At 40.8% G+C, this 18650-nt stretch carries 19 protein-coding genes; all 19 read left to right on the top strand.

The window, feature by feature from the left end; genetic code table 11:
• Positions 1-13 precede the first annotated feature (13 nt).
• The 19 genes from BMX84_RS07195 (at position 14) to BMX84_RS07285 (ending at position 18392) form a co-directional block, all read left to right on the top strand.
• Positions 14-1348 carry an SH3 domain-containing protein gene (locus BMX84_RS07195; protein WP_091488466.1) on the top strand — a complete coding sequence of 445 codons (1335 nt, stop codon included), beginning with the start codon at positions 14-16 and terminating at the stop codon, positions 1346-1348.
• A gap of 44 nt (positions 1349-1392) precedes the next feature.
• The gene (locus BMX84_RS07200) at positions 1393-1896 is read left to right on the top strand and encodes a DUF7000 family protein (RefSeq protein ID WP_091488468.1); all 504 of its coding nucleotides are present in this window, start codon (positions 1393-1395) and stop codon (positions 1894-1896) included.
• An 85-nt stretch (positions 1897-1981) separates the two neighbouring features.
• Positions 1982-2953, top strand: a complete 972-nt coding sequence (locus tag BMX84_RS07205; RefSeq protein WP_177165502.1) for a Gfo/Idh/MocA family protein — start codon at positions 1982-1984, stop codon at positions 2951-2953.
• 269 nt (positions 2954-3222) lie between these two features.
• Positions 3223-4023 carry a TspO/MBR family protein gene (locus BMX84_RS07210; protein WP_091488471.1) on the top strand — a complete coding sequence of 267 codons (801 nt, stop codon included), beginning with the start codon at positions 3223-3225 and terminating at the stop codon, positions 4021-4023.
• 22 nt (positions 4024-4045) lie between these two features.
• Positions 4046-5005, top strand: a complete 960-nt coding sequence (locus BMX84_RS07215) for a hypothetical protein (RefSeq protein ID WP_091488472.1) — start codon at positions 4046-4048, stop codon at positions 5003-5005.
• A 150-nt stretch (positions 5006-5155) separates the two neighbouring features.
• Positions 5156-5782, top strand: coding sequence for a flavodoxin family protein (locus tag BMX84_RS07220; protein WP_091488474.1), 627 nt, complete (start codon positions 5156-5158; stop codon positions 5780-5782).
• A 305-nt stretch (positions 5783-6087) separates the two neighbouring features.
• Positions 6088-6963: a DUF6671 family protein gene (locus BMX84_RS07225; protein WP_091488476.1), complete on the top strand. Its 876-nt coding sequence runs from the start codon at positions 6088-6090 to the stop codon at positions 6961-6963.
• Between the two features lie 1102 nt (positions 6964-8065).
• Entirely contained in the window at positions 8066-9469 is a 1404-nt protein-coding gene (locus BMX84_RS07230) for a sensor domain-containing diguanylate cyclase (protein ID WP_091488477.1), read from the top strand.
• A 190-nt stretch (positions 9470-9659) separates the two neighbouring features.
• The gene (locus BMX84_RS07235) at positions 9660-10166 is read left to right on the top strand and encodes an RNA polymerase sigma factor (protein ID WP_091488479.1); all 507 of its coding nucleotides are present in this window, start codon (positions 9660-9662) and stop codon (positions 10164-10166) included.
• Positions 10156-11427: an anti sigma factor C-terminal domain-containing protein gene (locus BMX84_RS07240; protein ID WP_091488480.1), complete on the top strand. Its 1272-nt coding sequence runs from the start codon at positions 10156-10158 to the stop codon at positions 11425-11427. Before BMX84_RS07235 ends, BMX84_RS07240 begins: the two co-directional genes overlap by 11 nt.
• 654 nt (positions 11428-12081) lie before the next feature.
• A complete protein-coding gene (locus BMX84_RS12420) occupies positions 12082-12441 on the top strand; it encodes a hypothetical protein (protein WP_143058694.1) in 360 nt (119 codons plus the stop codon).
• A 91-nt stretch (positions 12442-12532) separates the two neighbouring features.
• Entirely contained in the window at positions 12533-13123 is a 591-nt protein-coding gene (locus tag BMX84_RS07250; RefSeq protein ID WP_091488483.1) for a DUF7010 family protein, read from the top strand.
• A gap of 83 nt (positions 13124-13206) precedes the next feature.
• Positions 13207-13422: a hypothetical protein gene (locus BMX84_RS07255; RefSeq protein WP_091488485.1), complete on the top strand. Its 216-nt coding sequence runs from the start codon at positions 13207-13209 to the stop codon at positions 13420-13422.
• Positions 13423-13629: 207 nt separating this feature from the next.
• Positions 13630-14640, top strand: coding sequence for a tRNA dihydrouridine synthase (locus BMX84_RS07260; RefSeq protein ID WP_091488487.1), 1011 nt, complete (start codon positions 13630-13632; stop codon positions 14638-14640).
• Positions 14641-14831: 191 nt separating this feature from the next.
• On the top strand, positions 14832-16076 hold the full coding sequence (locus tag BMX84_RS07265; RefSeq protein WP_091488488.1) for a DUF4153 domain-containing protein: 1245 nt from the start codon (positions 14832-14834) through the stop codon (positions 16074-16076).
• 149 nt (positions 16077-16225) lie between these two features.
• Complete coding sequence (locus tag BMX84_RS07270) at positions 16226-16648, top strand: MarR family winged helix-turn-helix transcriptional regulator (protein ID WP_091488490.1); 423 nt, start codon at positions 16226-16228, stop codon at positions 16646-16648.
• Between the two features lies 1 nt (position 16649).
• Positions 16650-17504 (top strand): SDR family oxidoreductase, encoded by an 855-nt coding sequence (locus BMX84_RS07275; protein ID WP_091488491.1) that lies wholly within the window; start codon positions 16650-16652, stop codon positions 17502-17504.
• Positions 17505-17633: 129 nt separating this feature from the next.
• On the top strand, positions 17634-18155 hold the full coding sequence (locus tag BMX84_RS07280; protein ID WP_091488493.1) for a GNAT family N-acetyltransferase: 522 nt from the start codon (positions 17634-17636) through the stop codon (positions 18153-18155).
• Between the two features lie 57 nt (positions 18156-18212).
• On the top strand, positions 18213-18392 hold the full coding sequence (locus tag BMX84_RS07285; RefSeq protein ID WP_091488494.1) for a hypothetical protein: 180 nt from the start codon (positions 18213-18215) through the stop codon (positions 18390-18392).
• Positions 18393-18650: the final 258 nt, after the last annotated feature.

The following is an 18650-nucleotide window of genomic DNA, read 5'->3' on the forward strand; positions in this document are numbered from 1 at the left end:
AAAGGGTGAGACGATGTCAAAAAGAATTTACTTAACTGGATTAGCACTGTTTTCAGCCTCCATGCTGGCTTTATCAGGCTGTGAACAGGACAGTGCAACACAAGAACTGACCAATGATACCGAGGAGGTTCAGGAAGAGGAAGCAGAGGAGACAGAGGAGACAGCGGAACAGAAGGATCCGGGTGCAAATGAGGATCAGGCTGAAACTGGGTCAGATGAAACGAACCCAGAAGATGAAGAAGAGCAGGCAGAAGTGGAACCTGAAGAAGAGGAAGAAACAGTCTCGATCTTTGGGAACCAGAAAAACAATGTGTATATCAGCGAAAACGGAGTGAACGTTAGAGCAGACAGCAGCGAAGAGAGCGCATCGCTTGGACGGCTGATCAAAGGAAATGAAGTCACCGTCATCGATGAAGTGGCAGAAGATGAAACGACCTGGTATCAGATCAGTCATCATAACACGAATATGAATGAGGGATGGGTCTCGTCAGACTACACTGCCAATGATATGAACGAACTTCATTCATCCACTACATTCGATGATGAAGAGTTGAATGAGTTTTTCACTTCCCCGACACTTTTTGAGGAAAACCGCGTCGTTGCGTATTATGGTCACCCTAATTCTGAGGTCATGGGAATCGTCGGTCGTCATCCGGTAGGAGAGCTGATCGATCTTCTGGATGAAACGACGGAGACCTATGATGAAGCAGATGAGGACATGGGGGCCGTGCCGGCTATTTACCTTGTTTATGGGACCGTTCAGCCTGGTGGAGAAATTGCCAGAATGAATCACGACTTGGTCATGTCCTACATCGAAGCAGCTTATGAAAGAGGCGTTCTGGTGTATATCGATCATCAGATGGGTCGATATCATCCGACTTATGCCATTCAAGAAATCCAGTCGTTTCTGAGATATCCGAACGTGCATCTGGCTCTGGATCCGGAATGGCGGACGGAGCGGCCTATGCAGGAAGTCGGACACATCACAGGACAGGAAATAAACGATGTACAGGGAATCATGCAGGACTATCTAGACTCCAATGACATACCGGGTAAAAGACAGTTCGTCTTCCACCAGTTTGTCGAAAAGATGATCCATGATGTCGAAGCCGTATCCACAGATTATGAGTCTGTTATTGTTGTACACAACACGTCAGGCTGGGGATCGCCCGATGGCAAGCGAGCCACTCATGAGAGAGTAACCGAAGACTCGCCGATTCCGTACAAAGGGTTCAAACTGTGGTATCATTATTCAGATGATCCAGGTGTGCACTACGATAACCCGCTTATGACGCCTGAAGAAGTGTTGAATCTGGATCCCGAACCGAATCTTGTCATTTATCAGTAATCAGAATGAAGCCACTGTAAAAGTTACAGGAAGGGGAAAGCCGTATGGCCTCTCTTAATGAAAGTATGATCGCGTATGGAGAACTGATAAAAGAAACAGATCTACAGCAAGCCTATAAGGGGTTAATGCAGTTCATGAAAGATCTGCGCACACACCTCAAAGAAAAACACTTAGAATATGACGTATCGGCAAATCTTTATCCCGGATATCTGGATCTGACGTTTTTCTCATTTACTACTGAACTTTCAAAGAAAAAAGACCTGAAGTACATGGTGGTCTTCATCCACGAGAAGACAGAGTTTCAGATATGGCTTTCCGGAAGAAACAGAAAAGTCATGTCTGCTTATCACGAGAAATTCAAATCATATAAAATGGGAGATTACACATTGACCAGTGATGAAACTGGGATGTCGGCAATCATAGAGTCATCTCTAGTTGAAGATCCTGATTTTGATCAGCTGACAGAACTGACCCGTCAAATAGATACAGGTATCGATATCTTTATAAAGGATATTGAGAAAAAGTATGTGAGTAGTAGTCAATACTGAATGAAAAACGTGTATGGAACTTTGGACCATATACGTTTTTTATTTTAATAAAGTGGGACACCCAAAAAAACGGAGGTATTTAATTATGGAGAAATTCGGATGGGCGTATATTGGATGCGGAAGCATTGCACACCGCACAGCAACAGAGCTGGTACAGACAGATGATAATAAGATCGCGGCTGTTTGGAACAGGACGAAGTCAAAGGCGGAAGATTTTGCAAAGGAATATGGCGGAACTGTTTACGATACTGCAGAAGAGGCGATCAATGCTCCAGGCGTCGAAGGTGTATACGTAGCTGTTAATGGAGACAAGCACGCAGAATATACGGAACTTGCTATTAAAAATAAGAAACCGGTCCTTTGCGAAAAGCCGTTTACTTTTAATAAAGAGAAAACTGAAGAGCTCTTTGACTATGCTAAGGAAAATAATGTCTATATTTCAGAAGCCATGAAGACATGGCATAATGAAACAGCTTTGAAAGTAAAAGAATGGGTGGATGCGAATCGAGTGGGAGAGATCAAGTCTGTGGAATTTGCTTATGCTGTCCCGATGCTTCAGCATTCTACCAACCCACGATTGACTACACCGTCCATGTTGGGGGGAGCTCTACTGGATATCGGCGTCTATGCAGTAAGGTATTGCTATGAACTGTTTGGTCTCCCAGAAGAAATCGAATGTGAAGGAGACATGCATGAGGTGGATCATGCTGAAAAAATCAGATTTTATTACCCTGGATTTGTTGCAAACATGCATGTATCAATGGTGGAAGACGGCGGCCATTTTCTTGAAGTAGAAGGAACAGAAGGCTCGATTTCCGTACCCGAATTCCATGTAGCTAAAAGGGCTACGCTAAAAAGTGCGGATAAAGTGGAAACATTCGAGACTGATGATCTGATATTCGGCAGACAGTTTTCCAATGTAGCCGCAGAGATTCGTGCGGGTAAAAAAGAAAGTGACTATATTCCAGCTGAAAGCACGATCGACGTCATGGGGCTCCTGGATGAGTGCCGCAGACAGATGGGACTCGTTTATCCTCAAGAAGCAGCTACAGAATAGGCAGTATGTTATTTAGGAAAAAGGTAGTTAGAGAGAATAAATTTGGCTAGAGGAGCCCGAATTGTTATTACACGTCAAACAAAGAATATTATGATTAACAGCTGTATTGAGAGCGGTTAGTTATCCGGTTTGTTATAATGAAAGTGACAATATAACTGAAGCGATAGACTATATTTACTCGCTAGGGACATAAGATGCCGTCTATAATTCTTGCCAAAAATCCAGAAGTGGTTCAAACCGTTCATTGGAAAAGAAAAGGAGGAGAAAAAATGAAAACAAAGACTAAAGCATGGATAAGTGCCGGCTTGCTCGTTCTTACGTTGATCGTCAATGCCATGGGAGCTTTCGGCTGGATCAACGATATGTCACAGCAGGAAGTATCAGATATGTATCCGACACTGATCACGCCGGCACCGTCGACGTTCAGTATATGGAGTGTTATCTATACATTGCTGATCATTTCCATCATTGTCATGCTGATCAGATATAATGATTCTTACTATGAAGAGGCGATCGAGGAAATCAGCTATCTTTTCTGGCTGTCGTGCTTTTTAAATATTATCTGGATCATAACTTTTTCTTACATCCTGATCGGCTTATCGACCTTGTTTATTTTTGCCTTTTTGATCGTCATGGTCCTGATCGTAAAAAGAGTGGGTAAAATACAGAAGAAAAGACGCTGGCTGCTACCCATTACGTTCGGTTTGTACTCAGGCTGGCTTTTTATTGCGACTGTTGTGAATATATCGGCCTGGCTCGTTAAGATTGAATGGAATGGCTTTGGAATAGCTGAAGAGGTTTGGGCTGTGATCATTCTTCTGATTGCAGTGGGGCTGACAGCCTTCGTGTTATTCAGTACGGAAAACGCCATATTCCCCATCCCGATCGCCTGGGCTTATTTTGGCATCTACAACAAGCTGATTTCCCCAGAAGGCTATCAGGGCGACTATACTGCACTCCAATACACAGCTTTGATCGGGATCGTTCTGCTGATCGGTTTGGCAGCGATCCAATTTTATAAAAATCACTATAAAATCATGCCCCATCATCTTGAAAATGATGACGTATAACTAAACTGAGGAGCGGGGAAAGATGATTGAAAGATATATTTATGCAGTGACGCGAGAACTCCCGGAAAAATCCCGGAAAGATACGGCTGAAGAATTAAGAGTCCTGATCAACTATCGTCTCGAAAAAGTAGATAAGGCGTTACCAGAAGAGGAAAGAATCAAAAAAGTATTGAGGGATCTGGGAGATCCGAGAAGAATGGCCGATCGTTTTAGGGGAAAAGAAAAGTACCTGATTGGACCTCAATACTACTACAAGTATCTATTCGTTCTTAAAGTCGTTGTTTTATCTATTATTATTGGTATTTCGGTCGTTTCTGGACTGGCTGTCCTGTTTTCCACTGAAAGCTTCACAGAAGTGATCAGCGGCTATCTTGTTACCCTGTTTTCTGCAGTGCTGCAAGGGGTCGTTTGGGTGACTGGGATTTTTGTACTATTGGAATACAATGACGTATCCGTCGAACCGGGCAAAGAGCAGGAAGAGTGGGATCCCTCTAAGTTACCTTCTTTACCCAAGGGAAAGGCCCGGATATCTAGAGTAGAATCAGTCTTTTCCATCGTGTTTACCACCCTGTTCCTCTTGTTGTTTTTCTTCTTAAGAGATAGGATCGGGATATACTATAGGTCAGGTGGAGATTATAGTTTCATCCCCCTTCTTGATGTAGAGGAAGTCAGCTTATTTGAATTCCTTATTTTCTTTATTTTCATCCTTAATATAACAGTCGAACTGATCAAGCTGATCAAAGGCAGATGGACGATAACCGTAGCTGGCCTCACTTCTATATTGAATATCATCTCAGCCACCGTTTCCATTTACATCATCTATTATATGGAGATCTGGGACAGCCAGTTCATTGAGAGATTCGAAGATTTCATGCCGCTCTCCTTTGAAAGGACGCTGATTTTCACCGTTGTGATCATAATCATCGTTACCTTAATTGAAGCTTTAGCTTCTCTCTATAAAGGAATAAGGTACAGCAGGTAGCTGCAGTATCCAACAAAGAATATTCAACTGTGCAAAGCTTTTCCAGTGTTAATCGAGCAGACGGATATGGACTGATGAGAGCTAAGACTTTGAAATTAAAAAAGTTATCGATACACTAAAGACAACAATTAAATCATAAGGAGGATTTTTATGTCTTTAAAAGCAGTCGTTTTGAATTGCAGTTTAAAGGGAAATGGGGAAACATCCAACACGCGTGCCCTGATAGATGAAGTGGTCAAGGTTTTTGACAAGAAAAAAGTGGAAACAAAAATATTCAGATTAGCAGACCACAATATACCTGCCGCTATTTCAACTGACGTTGGTGAAGGCGATGAGTGGCCAGAAATTTTTGAGGCTATTAAAGCAGCGGACATCCTGATCATCGGCACACCAATCTGGCTAGGTGAAAAAAGTAGTATAGCGACAAAAGCTATTGAAAGACTCTACGGGGGAAGCAGCCTGACGAACGATAAAGGACAGGCGATTTATTATAATAAGGTCGGCGGTGCTGTTGTGACCGGAAATGAAGATGGAGGAAAAAATGCCTCCCGTTCCATTATTTACAGCCTTTCGCACATTGGCTTTACTATACCGCCTAATGTCGATGCGTACTGGGTCGGTGAAGCAGGTCCCGGACCTTCCTTTATTGAAGCAGAAGGATATAAAAACGATTTTACAATAAACAGTGCCAAAACGTTAGGGTATAACCTGGTACATTTCGCAGAAATGCTCAAAGCACACCCTATCCCAGTTGAAGGCAATACCCTCAGCAGTTAAAAAGCAAATATAGAACTTCATATAAAAAAACAGGCCTGGAAAAGGCCTGTTTTTTTAAGAAGATTTAATAGAAGGATCGACTTATCTTCTTAATTTTAAGATTATTTTAGTGTAGGCACGATTCTGAACGAGACACAATGTAATAGCTTCAATTCTCACGATTAACGGGATGGAAGAGGAAACTGCAATAAAAAAACAACTGCATTTTGAACATTGATTTGATATGATATAAAAATGAATAATAAAACTTTTATAACATTTCAGGATTTTTTTTAGGCCATTTTGTACGAAAAGGAGTTTGGATGATGAATCAAGAAGAAGTTTTGGAGTCACTGTTTAAAAACAGGACCGGTATTCTGGCGACGATGCACAAAAAAGAAGAAGTTATTTCACCTATATTAGAAAAAGAACTGGGAATCAAGACCGTTGTTCCTAAAGGGTTTGATTCGGATATGTATGGGACGTTCACAGGAGACGTCGAGCGTATCGGCGGACAGTTTGAAGCAGCACGTCGTAAAGCTGAAGGGGCTATGGCATTGTCTAACGCAACCCTGGCTATTGCGAGTGAAGGGACGTTTGGTCCTCATCCTTATGTACCATTTATTCCTTTTAATCGCGAAGTCGTCCTTTTGATTGATAAAAAGAATGATATCGAAATCAGCGGTATTGCAGCAACGACCGAAACGGACTTCAAGCATAAGCGAGTGAAAAACTTTACAGAAGCCTACGATTTTGCTCTATCTGCCGGTTTTCCCGAAACGGGTATAGTAGTAAAGGTAAGTGAACATTCAAAGGATCCAAATGATATGATCAAGGGGATCACAACTAAGGAAAACCTGGAAAAGGCAGTTTTAAATACTTTAGAGAAATCAGCTGATAATGAAATTTTCCTGGAGACAGATATGAGAGCATTGTACAACACAAAGCGCATGAAAAATATCGAGGCCGCTACCAGGGATCTTGTAAAAAACATAACTAGTCTCTGCCCAAGCTGTCAGTGGCCCGGATATAAAATAACGGATAGAACGAAAGGGCTGCCGTGTCAATGGTGTAAACAACCTACTCAATTGACCTTGTCCTATCATTATAACTGCAGTAAGTGTGGATATAGTGAAGAAGAAAAATATCCTGAGGGAATAAAGGAAGCAGACCCGGGCAACTGCCAGTATTGCAATCCTTAAATCCTTAAGTGATCTTTTCTAATAGTGTTGAATCAGGGATCAACGACCTTTTACTGATTATTTTTTTAAGGAAACCAGCCTGATTTCATCAGGAGCAGGCCTAATTAAAGTTAGTAGTGACCACTGATCTTTTGTAGCTTGATGAGAGGCATGTATAATCAAAACTTTCTGTCAAGTCGATCGTTTGATTTTGGTGGGTGCGCACTATATGGGCAGTGTAGTGACTACTCAGACGCTTGATTATTTTGGGTAGTAATGTGAAAGAGGTTCTATTGACTGCTCAAATTAAATAGTCCTCGGACAGGTCGCTATCAGCCTATTTTACGGTCTTCTCAATCGACAACTGAGCATGAGCAGTCCGAACATCCACCTTTTAGTGACGACTCAGCTTAGTCTTTCCTTCAATGGACACTATCAAAAAGCTTTGTAACAAGCGGGGCTCTATTATTACTGAGTGGTCACTACAGAAACTGCCACAACAGAGAATTGCACTAGAAAATCAAAGAAGGGTCCTACTCGCAGGATGCGAGTAGGGTCAGATCATAATTTGAAACAGGTGAGAGTGAAAGTCTTTTTCTGAAGTAACTGGATACTGTAGAAATAGACATACCGTCCAATCAAGGAAATATATTTCCTTGATTGGACGGTATTTTTCTTCCTCACAGTTTTCCAGGATCTTTTACGTGTATGCTGAAATATAACTGCTTTATAAAAGAATGTAAGTTAAAGAGCCCGAGCAGTTCTATGTTTAATGGTCAGCCCTTTAGGTTACAGATAATGGCTTATAAAAGACGGAAGTCAATGATATGACTTTCACAAATCAACGAGAAAATAAGGTTTTTTCTATATAACTGCTTTAAAAACAAGCGGATGTTGACACTTTGATATAATACTCTGTATAATTAGTCGAGTGAATAATATCACGAGTGTTATATTGCCAGTTTTGTGATGTTTTTGTTTAAATCGATATAAATGACCTTTTAAGTGATGCTAGGCTTAAACTAGATAGATTTCTTTTGTTGTAATAGAGGATCCTCATATTCTATTGATTATCATATACATATCACCGTTCGAGAATTTTGTGTTTTGGAAAGGAAACAGAATGCTATCAAATAAAAAAATCAATGTAACAGCAAGCCTCTTTATTGTTCTACCTCTGATCGTTTATTATTATTTAGTCAATAATGTATCAGAGATGAGTATGAATATAGACTTGCATTTTTATTATGTGATGTTTAGCTCCGCAATCGCGTTTCTAGTCGGCTTCGGTGCCTATAAGGAATATAAAAAGAATAGAGTTACTAAAATATATTATATCGCTATAGCCTTTCTTGGCGTAGGCGTATTTTACACCTTTCATGCGTTGACTACCCCAGATACGGCCATAGCACAAATTTTTAATTTCCCGGATAGGGTAGATAATATAAGTGTCTTTGTTTTATTCGGTGATTTAAGTCGTTTCTGGTTAGCATTGATGCTGTTTGTTCCAGATACTTTGCTGGAACATAATGATCGAATTAAAAAGCACTTTAATGGCTATGTGCTTCTGTTCTTATTGATCGTACTGTCCGGGATTTCCTATTTTGCGGTATTCAATCCAGAGATGCTTCCTGCTTTTAAACATGCCGATTTGAGAGATACATATTTTGCTATACTGACTAAAGTCATCACTTTGATTTTCATAGGAATCAATGCGCTGAAATATTATTATTCTTATAAAGTAAAATCGAATATTACGATTCTTTCTTTCCTTATCGGACTATGTCTGATCATGGAATCAACAATTATGTTTATGATCTCGACCCCTTGGAGTTCAGTCTGGTGGCTTGCGCATAATCTCTTCCTGTTAAGTTACATCGTTATGGGTTTCGGTCTGCTGTACAGTTATACCGGCAAAGAGAAGTATGAATATTTCGACATTCTGGGACAAATAAAAAAATATGCGAAGCTATTGGAAGAAAAAAACAGCCAGTTAAATACTCTCGTGAATTATGATGCGCTTACAGGTCTGTCAAACAGAAGACATTTTATGGCTGCCACAGAAAAATATATCGAGAGAGCAGAGAAAAATCATGGCTCATTTGCCCTCATGTTCATTGATCTGGATCATTTCAAAACAGTTAATGATCAGCATGGACATCAAATTGGGGATGAATTATTAAAAAATGTATCAGAAAAAATAAGAAATTCAATTCACTCGAAGGATATGGCATCGAGGATCGGGGGAGATGAATTTGTTGTGTTGTTGAATGAAGCTCAAAAAGAGCACATAAAGCATATCTCAGAACGAATTTTAGACAAACTGACTAAACCGATCGTAATAAATGGGAACGAATGCAATATAGGCGCAAGTATTGGGATAAGTGTCTATCCTGCGCATGGGGACACAGTAGATGAACTGATTTCCAAAAGTGATGAAGCGATGTATTGTATAAAAAAAGATGGAAGAAACAACTACAAAATTGCTGAAAATGAAAAACTTTCAACATCTTCTGGTGGGCAATGATTTTCTGATGATAAAGTTGTAATTGCGGCTATGAGCATTTTTCATATATATTTATAATGAGGTTTAAAGCTGTCCCTAACGAGACGGCTTTTTTTTATAGAGTGAAGGATTTTACTGAATTTAAGGAAAAGCAAATAAAAGTGTAACCTTTTCCAAGTAGAAACGTATATAGAGTGAAAGGAGGTTTCCGATGAAGTCAGATGCCATGGACCGGGCGTACAAAAAATATCATAAAGAGCTGTATCTCTATGCTTTGAGTCTCTCACGAGATGAAGAACTGGCAAAAGATCTCGTCAGTGAAACCTTCTACAAGGCTTTTATCGCGTCAAATGTACCGAGGGGGTCATTTAAGTACTGGCTTTTCAGGGTGTTAAAGAATCACTTCATTGACCTGAAACGAACGAAGCAATCATCTGTATCGATGGGAAGTTATGAAAAGGTCTTATCTGACAAATCTGAGAGAGGACCCGCAAAAAGTTACATACATAAGGAACGGGACCAGCGATTATATGAGCACTTGATGAAACTGGAGCCGGATAGTTACCGGGAGGTCATCCATCTTTATTACTACGGTGAGATGAGCATCAAGGATATCGCAAAAACGGTCGGCTGGTCAGAAAGCAACACAAAAACGACACTTTATCGGGCACGCAAGAAGCTGGGAAAAGCACTAAAGGAGGATCATTATGAATTTTAAAGAATTACTGGAGCGCTACAAAGACGGCACGGCAACAGACGAGGAAAAAGCGACAGTCGAGAAAGAACTGGAAAAGTATGCGTCCATTGAAGACTATTACACGGAACAGCTGCCGGATGAGTTTATGGATAGTGGCAATATAAAGGAAGACGTTAACAATGATACACTAGAAACTGAAAATATAAACAAGATGGTCAACCGCCGATTGAGAAAAGTCGTTCTGGTCTCTGTTTTGATTGTCATCCTAATATACCTAGGTATATTCTATGGCTTATCCAATGTCGTTGATCAATTCTACTATGATCCGACAGAAGTGACACAGTCAGAAGAGGAAGGATTTTCTGCAACTGATTTCAGCTTCGACCTGGATGCGTATGTCAGTTTGAATATGCCGGGATACGTTAATAGTTCATTTACCTTCCAGGAATCCAAAGGTTTTGGAACGTATGAAACAGGCTATTTTCTTAAAAATTTGTTTACTCAGAATGACACCCTGCATTTTGTGGATTTGAAAAGAGGCAGGCCTGAAAATTTCTATGAAGGAATTTTTGACAGGCTACCACGCTTTAGTATTCGAGAGGCTTTCGATGACGTGTACAGTCCATACCCTGAAGACGCAAGTGAACAGGCTAATGAAATGAAGGAAGAATTTAAACAGCGATTTAACGACGAGACAGTAGATTATATAGAAAAGCTGGCTGATTTATCTTATGTTTCTATGACGGTAGCGTTTGATGAAGATTTAACGATGAGTGAATTCTATCGATTAACGGAAGAGCATCCAGATCTGGACTTTAAATGGGCCGGTGTCCGGACGACAGAACCAGGGAAACGCTGGCGAGACAATCAGCCCATGCATTTGATTGGGTTCGTTCCTGACATCAATGCGGAACCCAGTTCGAATATGACGCCGGATCCTGAAGAGTATCCCTTATTTGATTTGAATCATGTGTGGTTGGATGCGACCGGGGCTCCGGAAGAGTTCTTCCCGGAAGCTTACGAAACACACTTCACTTCACGCCTAAGCTGGTTGAAAGACCGTGAAGGGTTTGTTGAAACGTTTGATTATTATCCAGAAAAAACTGAATTTTATGCTGATTCTTTAGATTACATTGAGGAAAATGGGGTCGAAACGTATGGCGTGCTCGTATACGGAACCGCTGAAGCATTTTCTGAAAGTTTCGAAGATCTCCCCTACGATAGACTAGTGATCGATGAGGTGGATTCATCCAAGCCGAGTATTAATATTTATTTCGATTGAAAAAACTAAAAAACTCTCACTGTTTTTCAACGATAAATGAATTTCCCTCTGTAAAGCCAAATATCTATTATGATAAATTGATTTTATTAAAAACCTCATGAAACAGTTTATTTGCTACTGTTCTCATGAGGTTTTTTTGAAAGAAATGAGATTTAGTTGATATCCTTCAAATCATAAACCATAAAGAGAATCAATACTGATGTTATGCTTTTCACAAGGCATATGGTAATGTTAGATTAAATAGATGGTCGATGGTTAGTAAATGATTAAGGTTGGCTGCCTCAGAATCTATCAGTCAATAATGCGGCTATGAAAGGACTAGACCCCGTGTATAGAGATAAAGTGCAAAGATTTTATCGCTCAAAAATAGTTAAAAACCTCGTAATTATTCTGATTATCTGCGTTATGACGTGGCTATTCCTATCGATTATAGGGAATTTTGTAAATCTGCATCCTAATGCCTACCGGGATCTTCTGAGAAGTATTCTTGTACCCTATGGAATTGGCGTGCTGCTCTATAACATTTATACTGTGGGCTTTAAGAAAAAATCACTAAAAGGGAGCGCTAAGAAGATTTCGCTATGGTGGGGAAATATCACAGCACTAGAATCGATCTGTCTAATTTTTACTCTAATTACATTGGTCAATAGTATCATGATGCTTTCAGGAATCGATACACCCAAACAAGGCGTCTTTGCATACGTGCATATGATGACGAGACTTGGCATCGTTACTTTTATTGTTATGCTTTTAATGTGGCAGGATGTCGTTAAGCGTACAAGGCGATCCTCGTTTGATTTCAGTATCAGTAAAGTTCTTCAAGTGGCACCTAAAAAAATAGTGACATCTGTATCGATCGTATTTACAGTGCTGACAACGGTATACTGTTTAGTGATGATTGCCTTTCAGGAAGTATTAAATCCTGTTGGCGGGGCCTTTTTCTACCAGTTATTACTGGCAATGCTACTCATTACATCGCTGATTTTTTTACTGTTTCGCTTAATGAAACGATGATTGGAGCGTGTCATAGACCTTGAACTGACCGGTTTGCTGAAAGTCACAGATTAATTTCCATCTTATTTTTAGTATAAAAAGGATGATGAAAATGGAGACTCATGAACACGTGATAAAAACCATCGCAGATGATCAGAAAGAAATGCGCTCCGCCTTCTTAGGCGGTTTTGCTGGTCAGCTTGTTTCTGGAGTGATTTGGCTGGCTGCAGCTGGTATCAGTGTAGTAAATAAACCTGTTTCGGGTATGCTGATTTTGTTCTTTGGCTGCATGCTGATTTTCCCGCTTACTCAGTTGACTTTAAGAGCTATGGGCAGGAATGCAAAGGTGAGTAAAGATAACAGATTATGGTCACTTGGATCCCAGATCGCTTTTACCGTACCGATCAACTTTTTATTGGTGGGTGCGATCATTATTTTCAGACCGATATGGTTTTTCCCGGCCGCTATGATCATAGTGGGCTCACATTACTTACCGTTCATGACTCTCTATGGCATGAAACTATTCGGTATTCTGGCAGCGCTGCTGATACTAAGCGGAGCCGGTCTGCTTCTATATGGTCCGCCAGTTTTCAGTCTGGGTGGATGGCTGACGGGAATACTGCTGATTGTTTTTGCTTTTTTAGGCAAGGCAGCTGTCAAGAAAGAAGAGACATCCGCCGATATAAAGGTTCATGGAGTATGAGATAAGATTCAGAACTGCAATATATACTAGAGGATTATTACGGATTTCAAAGAAGTATCGAAGACTTGGAGGTATTAGAAATTATGACTGACAAAAAGAAGCAAGACAAAAATCATTATTTAGGTCTAGGCGTTGGCTTTGGTTTGATAGCCGGCAGCGCCATAGGGATCTTAGTCACGAGTCTGATCGGTGGTATAGGATCAGGGATGCTCTTTGCTGTCCCGATCGGGTCAAGCATCGGTATGCTGATCGGGATCGTTGTGGGAACACTCTTAGACTCGAAAAATCAGAATAACTAGGTGTTAGTAAAAAAATGGTCACAAATACCGGCATCAATCGGTTAAGGTACACCTAAACATTTGACAAAATCGCTGTAAAAGTTAAAATAGATAAGGTTAGATATGTATTACTTTTTCATGAAAACATATCTTGATAATGATAGTAGATGTTTTAGAAAACTACAGATACCTTTAAATAAGACTTGAATAGCGAAAGGATTATATATTATGAAAGAAAATTTTTGGAAAGACTTGCCGAAACCGTTCTTTATCCTGGCACCGATGGAAGATGTGACGAACGTTGTGTTCCGTCATGTCATCGCTGAAGCCGGCCGTCCGGATGTCTTCTTTACTGAATTCACCAATACAGTCAGCTACTGCCATCCTGAAGGACGCAACAGTGTCCGTGGACGATTGACCTTTACAGAAGACGAACAGCCTTTGGTCGCTCACATCTGGGGCGACCAGCCGGAATACTTCCGTGAGATGAGTATCGGTATGGCCGAGGCTGGATTTGCCGGTATCGATATCAACATGGGCTGCCCGGTTCCGAATGTGGCTGGAAAAGGTAAAGGGTCCGGGCTGATCCGCCGTCCGGAAGTCGCAGCCGAGCTTATCGAAGCGGCTAAAGCTGGAGGCTTACCGGTCAGTGTGAAAACGAGACTAGGCTATACAAAACTGGATGAATGGCGGGACTGGATCACTCATTTGCTGAAGCAGGATATCGTGAACCTGTCGATCCATCTGCGTACCAGAAAAGAGATGAGCAAGTATGATGCGCACTGGGAAATGATCCCAGATATCGTTAAAGTAAGAGATGAAGTGGCGCCGGATACACTGATCACCATCAATGGCGATATTCCTGACCGCCAAACGGGACTGGAACTCGTTGAAAAATACGGTGTGGATGGTGTCATGATCGGTCGCGGTGTTTTCACGAATCCCTTTGCTTTTGAAACAGAAGCAAGAGAACACAGTGCCGACGAAATGCTGGGACTCCTAAGGCTGCATCTTGATCTCTTTGATGAATATGAATTCTCATCAGAAATGCAGCAGTCATTCAAACCGCTGCGTCGCTTCTTTAAAATCTATGTCCGTGGAATCCGCGGAGCAAGCGGCTTGAGAAGTGCGTTGATGGAAACCAAAACGACAGATCAGGTACGTGCGCTGCTGGATGATTTTGAGAAAAATCTGGAAGCAGAGACAGAAGAGATCGTCAGTGTTCCTGCAGAGAATTAATCGAATCGTTCCAAAAGGTGTCGCTCGCATATGAGCGGCGCCTATTTTTATAAGTTTTTATTAAATGTATTGATACTCATTATTTATTTATTGTTTGTCAATAAATAACCTGCTACTATTAGGGTATCAAAATGTTCCGTGAATGGTACATAAATTTATCAGAACAGATAATAACATGAGGAGGTTCAATTATGGCTAATAGGAATCAGGTCATTTCCAACATCAATGACCCGCATGAACTTGAGAAGCTTTTTCGGGAAGATCCGGATGCGTTTAAACGATCATTCGAGGAAGCCTTGGAAAGGAATGCGCAATCTCAGGTCCTTGCCGTCTGGCACGAACGGTTGAATTATCAGGAAGAAACTGAATCAGAAAAGGCCGGATTCATGAACAAGGATTTTCTTTTTATGGGATTGATGGCATTACTTGCCGGGCTGACTTCACGCGGGTTGTTTCACCTTGCGCTGGAAGAAGTGATTACACCGATCAACTTGATCTTTGGTGTCGTGCCTTTTATAGCCGGATACTTTATGTACAGGAATCCTCCGAAGAAACCTATTCTTTATACGGTCATCGGCGCTTTTTTTGTATCGATTATATATCTTAATCTATTGCCGATGGAGGAAACAGACAGCATCATCCTAGCGTATCTGCATCTGCCTATATTCTTGTGGGTCGTTACGGGACTGGCATTTACAGGGAACGCTTATAATAAAGGGCGGGAACGGCTGACTTACCTTAAGTTTAACGGAGAATTTGCTGTCATCTATGCGAGCATGGCGATCAGCGGCATGATACTCACCGGATTGACGATGCAGCTGTTCTACTTTGCGGGGCTGGATATCGCGGACTTTTACTTCAGGAATGTCGTCTTGTTTGGTGCAACGGGGCTCACGGTCGTGGCCGCGTACCTTGTGATACGAAATTTAGAATATGGCAGACATATTGCATCTTATCTAGCTAAGATCTTCAGTCCGCTTGTTCTTCTGACATTGCTCGCCTATTTGATAATGATTGTGTCGATTGGAGAAAACCCATTTATGGACCGCGACTTTCTATTATCTTTTAACGGCGTACTATTGCTTGTCCTGGCTCTCACTATTTTTACCATCACGGGAAGTACTTCAGATGAAAAAAGAACCGTTTCGGATGTTGTGAACAGCGCTCTGATTTTTCTTGCACTGATCATCGACACAGTGGCGTTATCCGCGATAGTGTTCAGACTGACATCTTATGGTATCACGCCAAACAGACTAGCTGTTTTGGGTGTGAACGTTCTGATCTGGGCCAATCTCATCTGGATAGGGCTAGCATATAGCCGGTTCCTGACCAATAAAACTGGTTTGACGCCTGTTCAGAATGCTGTGACAAAGTACTTACCGGTTTACGGCTTATGGGCAGCCATTGTGACCTTTACGTTTCCTTGGATTTTTTAAAAGGTTTTTATTAAGCAAGCGCGGATGAATGATGTACATGCTCATTCATCAGTGCTTTTTCTATTAATGAGAAGCTCCAGATTGACATTCAAGGAGCTGAGATTTAAAATTTAGTTAGCCAGACTAACTAAAACACGAAGGAGTATACTATGAGTGAGGATTTACTTTACAGTGCCGACATCATCGGGATGTTTTGCCGATTGAAAATGAATGCAAAATCAGATAGTTCTATAAGATCAAGTGAAATGGCCGTGTTGATCTTCATCCAAAAACAGAATGCCTCTGTAACACCCTCTATGGTCAGCGATTTTTTTAAGATCGCCAAGCCTTCTGTCACATCGATGGTCAATGCTTTAGTCGACAAAGAATATCTTAAGAAAAGAAAGTCCGAAACAGACAAGCGCAGTTACACGCTCGAAGTAACTGAAGCTGGTCAAAAACTTCTGGACACAACCTTCGATGATTACATAAAAACAGTAGAAACACTTAAAAATGAAATGGGCGTGGATGATTTCTGTACATTTATTGGTTTGATGGAAAAAGCAAACACGATATTAGAAAAGGCGGATTAATATGAAAATACTTGTTACAGGAGCATCCGGAACCGTAGGGAAATACGCTGCAAGTGAATTACTGAAAATGAACGAGCCTATTGTGGTTGCAGGCACTGATACACAGAAGCTCCTTAAGATATATGGAAAAGATGTTGAGCGAGTCAAACTGGATTTCACGAAAGAAGAAACCTTTGATGCTGCACTTCAGGATGTAGATAGAGTATTTCTAATGAGACCGCCTCATTTGGGGAAAGCAGAAGATCTCTTTCCGTTTATACAAAGGATGAAGGACCACGGCATAAAACTCGTCTCTTTTTTGTCGTTAATGGGCGTTGAAAAGAATCCTTTTCCTCCGCATCATAAAATCGAAAAACATATCTCTGAACTGGGTCTGCCCTTTGCCTATATCCGACACGGCTTTTTCATGCAGAATTTATCAGGGATACATGCTGAAGAGATAAAAAATAACAACGAGATCCTTGTGCCGGCCGGTAAAAGTAAAACCAGCTTTATCGATGCCGCAGACATTGGACTGGCTGTAGCAACAGTACTTAAAGATCCGGAAAAATTTAAAAATACGGCGCATACATTAACGGGTCCCGAGTCATTGGACTACTTTGAAGTGGCAGAGATATTGAGTCAGGTGACAAAGAAGAACATATCCTATGCAGACCCGGGATTCCTGGCATACCGCAGACACTATGTAAATAACCGAGGCTTTGACAAGAAATATGTCAACGTGACCATGGCACTCTATTTAATGACCCGATTAGGGACAGCAGAAAAAGTGACAGATGAATTTGAAAAAATGACTGGTAAAAAGCCAAACAATTTCCGGGATTTTGTTGAAAGGAACATAGACTGTTTTATGTAGAGTTTTGGGTAACAGGAAGAAGCGGTGTTTATATTTAGAGTCGTGTCTTATATAATGAATGAGAAGCAGCTTGAACCACCTATTTTATATAGGTGGATAAGCATGTATAAAGCAACTGGAGGGGTTATAATGAGTGACCTGATAATCAAAGAGGTTGATCTGGATTATATAGACAAAATCAAAGCCATCAGTGAAAAAACATTTGTTGAAACATTCGGCTCTGATAACACAGCAGAAGATATTGAAAATTACCTTACGGAACATATCAATACGCAACAAGTTAGGCAGGAGCTTTCCAACCCTGCTTCGCTCTTTTATGCTGTTGAAGTGGATGGAAATCTTGTAGCTTATATGAAACTGAATCTTGATGATGCTCAGACAGAACAAGGGTACAGCAATTCTCTGGAGATTCAGCGTCTCTACGTATTGAAAGAGTATAAAAAGCAGGGCATCGGCCGCAAGCTGATGGATAAGGCTATCGAAGAGGCGGAAAGCAGGCAGATGGACTTTGTCTGGCTGGGAGTCTGGGAAAAGAATACGAAAGCTATAAAATTTTACGAAAAAAGCGGATTTGTCATGTTTGATAAACATGTCTTTAAACTAGGCGATGATGAACAAACTGATTATTTGATGAAATATGAGTTAGTTTGATCTATGGATTGATTATAAGGAAGAAGTCGGAAACAGGTTCAAAGAGGAGGAATGCAATTGGGTATTTTTATAGGTCTCGTTTTTATTTTAGTTGTGATGGTCACCGCCTATGAGCGTATGACCGCAGGCAAAGATGTCAGTAAACATGAAAGAAAAGTAAACTGGACAGTATGGATCGTGATCGGCGCAATAGTCATTGGGTTGATTGGCTGGTATTTATTGGGCTGGCGATTTTGATCAGGAATCAAAATAATATGTTTATCTGTGGTCAGTATTATAATGACCTGAAAAGCATTTTCAAAGTATTCACCTTAATAGTCGGCTTTTAAAATGTGGAAGTGACAAGTTATACTGAGATCTATGAAAAACCTGTTCCAAAACAGATACTGGAACAAGTTTCTGAGGTAAGTAGATGAAAAACCTGTCCTAAAACGGATATTGGAACAAGTTTTTGAGGTAAGTAGATGAAAAACCTGTTCCAAAACAGATAATGGA

The organism is Alkalibacterium putridalgicola (assembly GCF_900109825.1).
GTDB lineage: Bacteria > Bacillota > Bacilli > Lactobacillales > Carnobacteriaceae_A > Alkalibacterium > Alkalibacterium putridalgicola.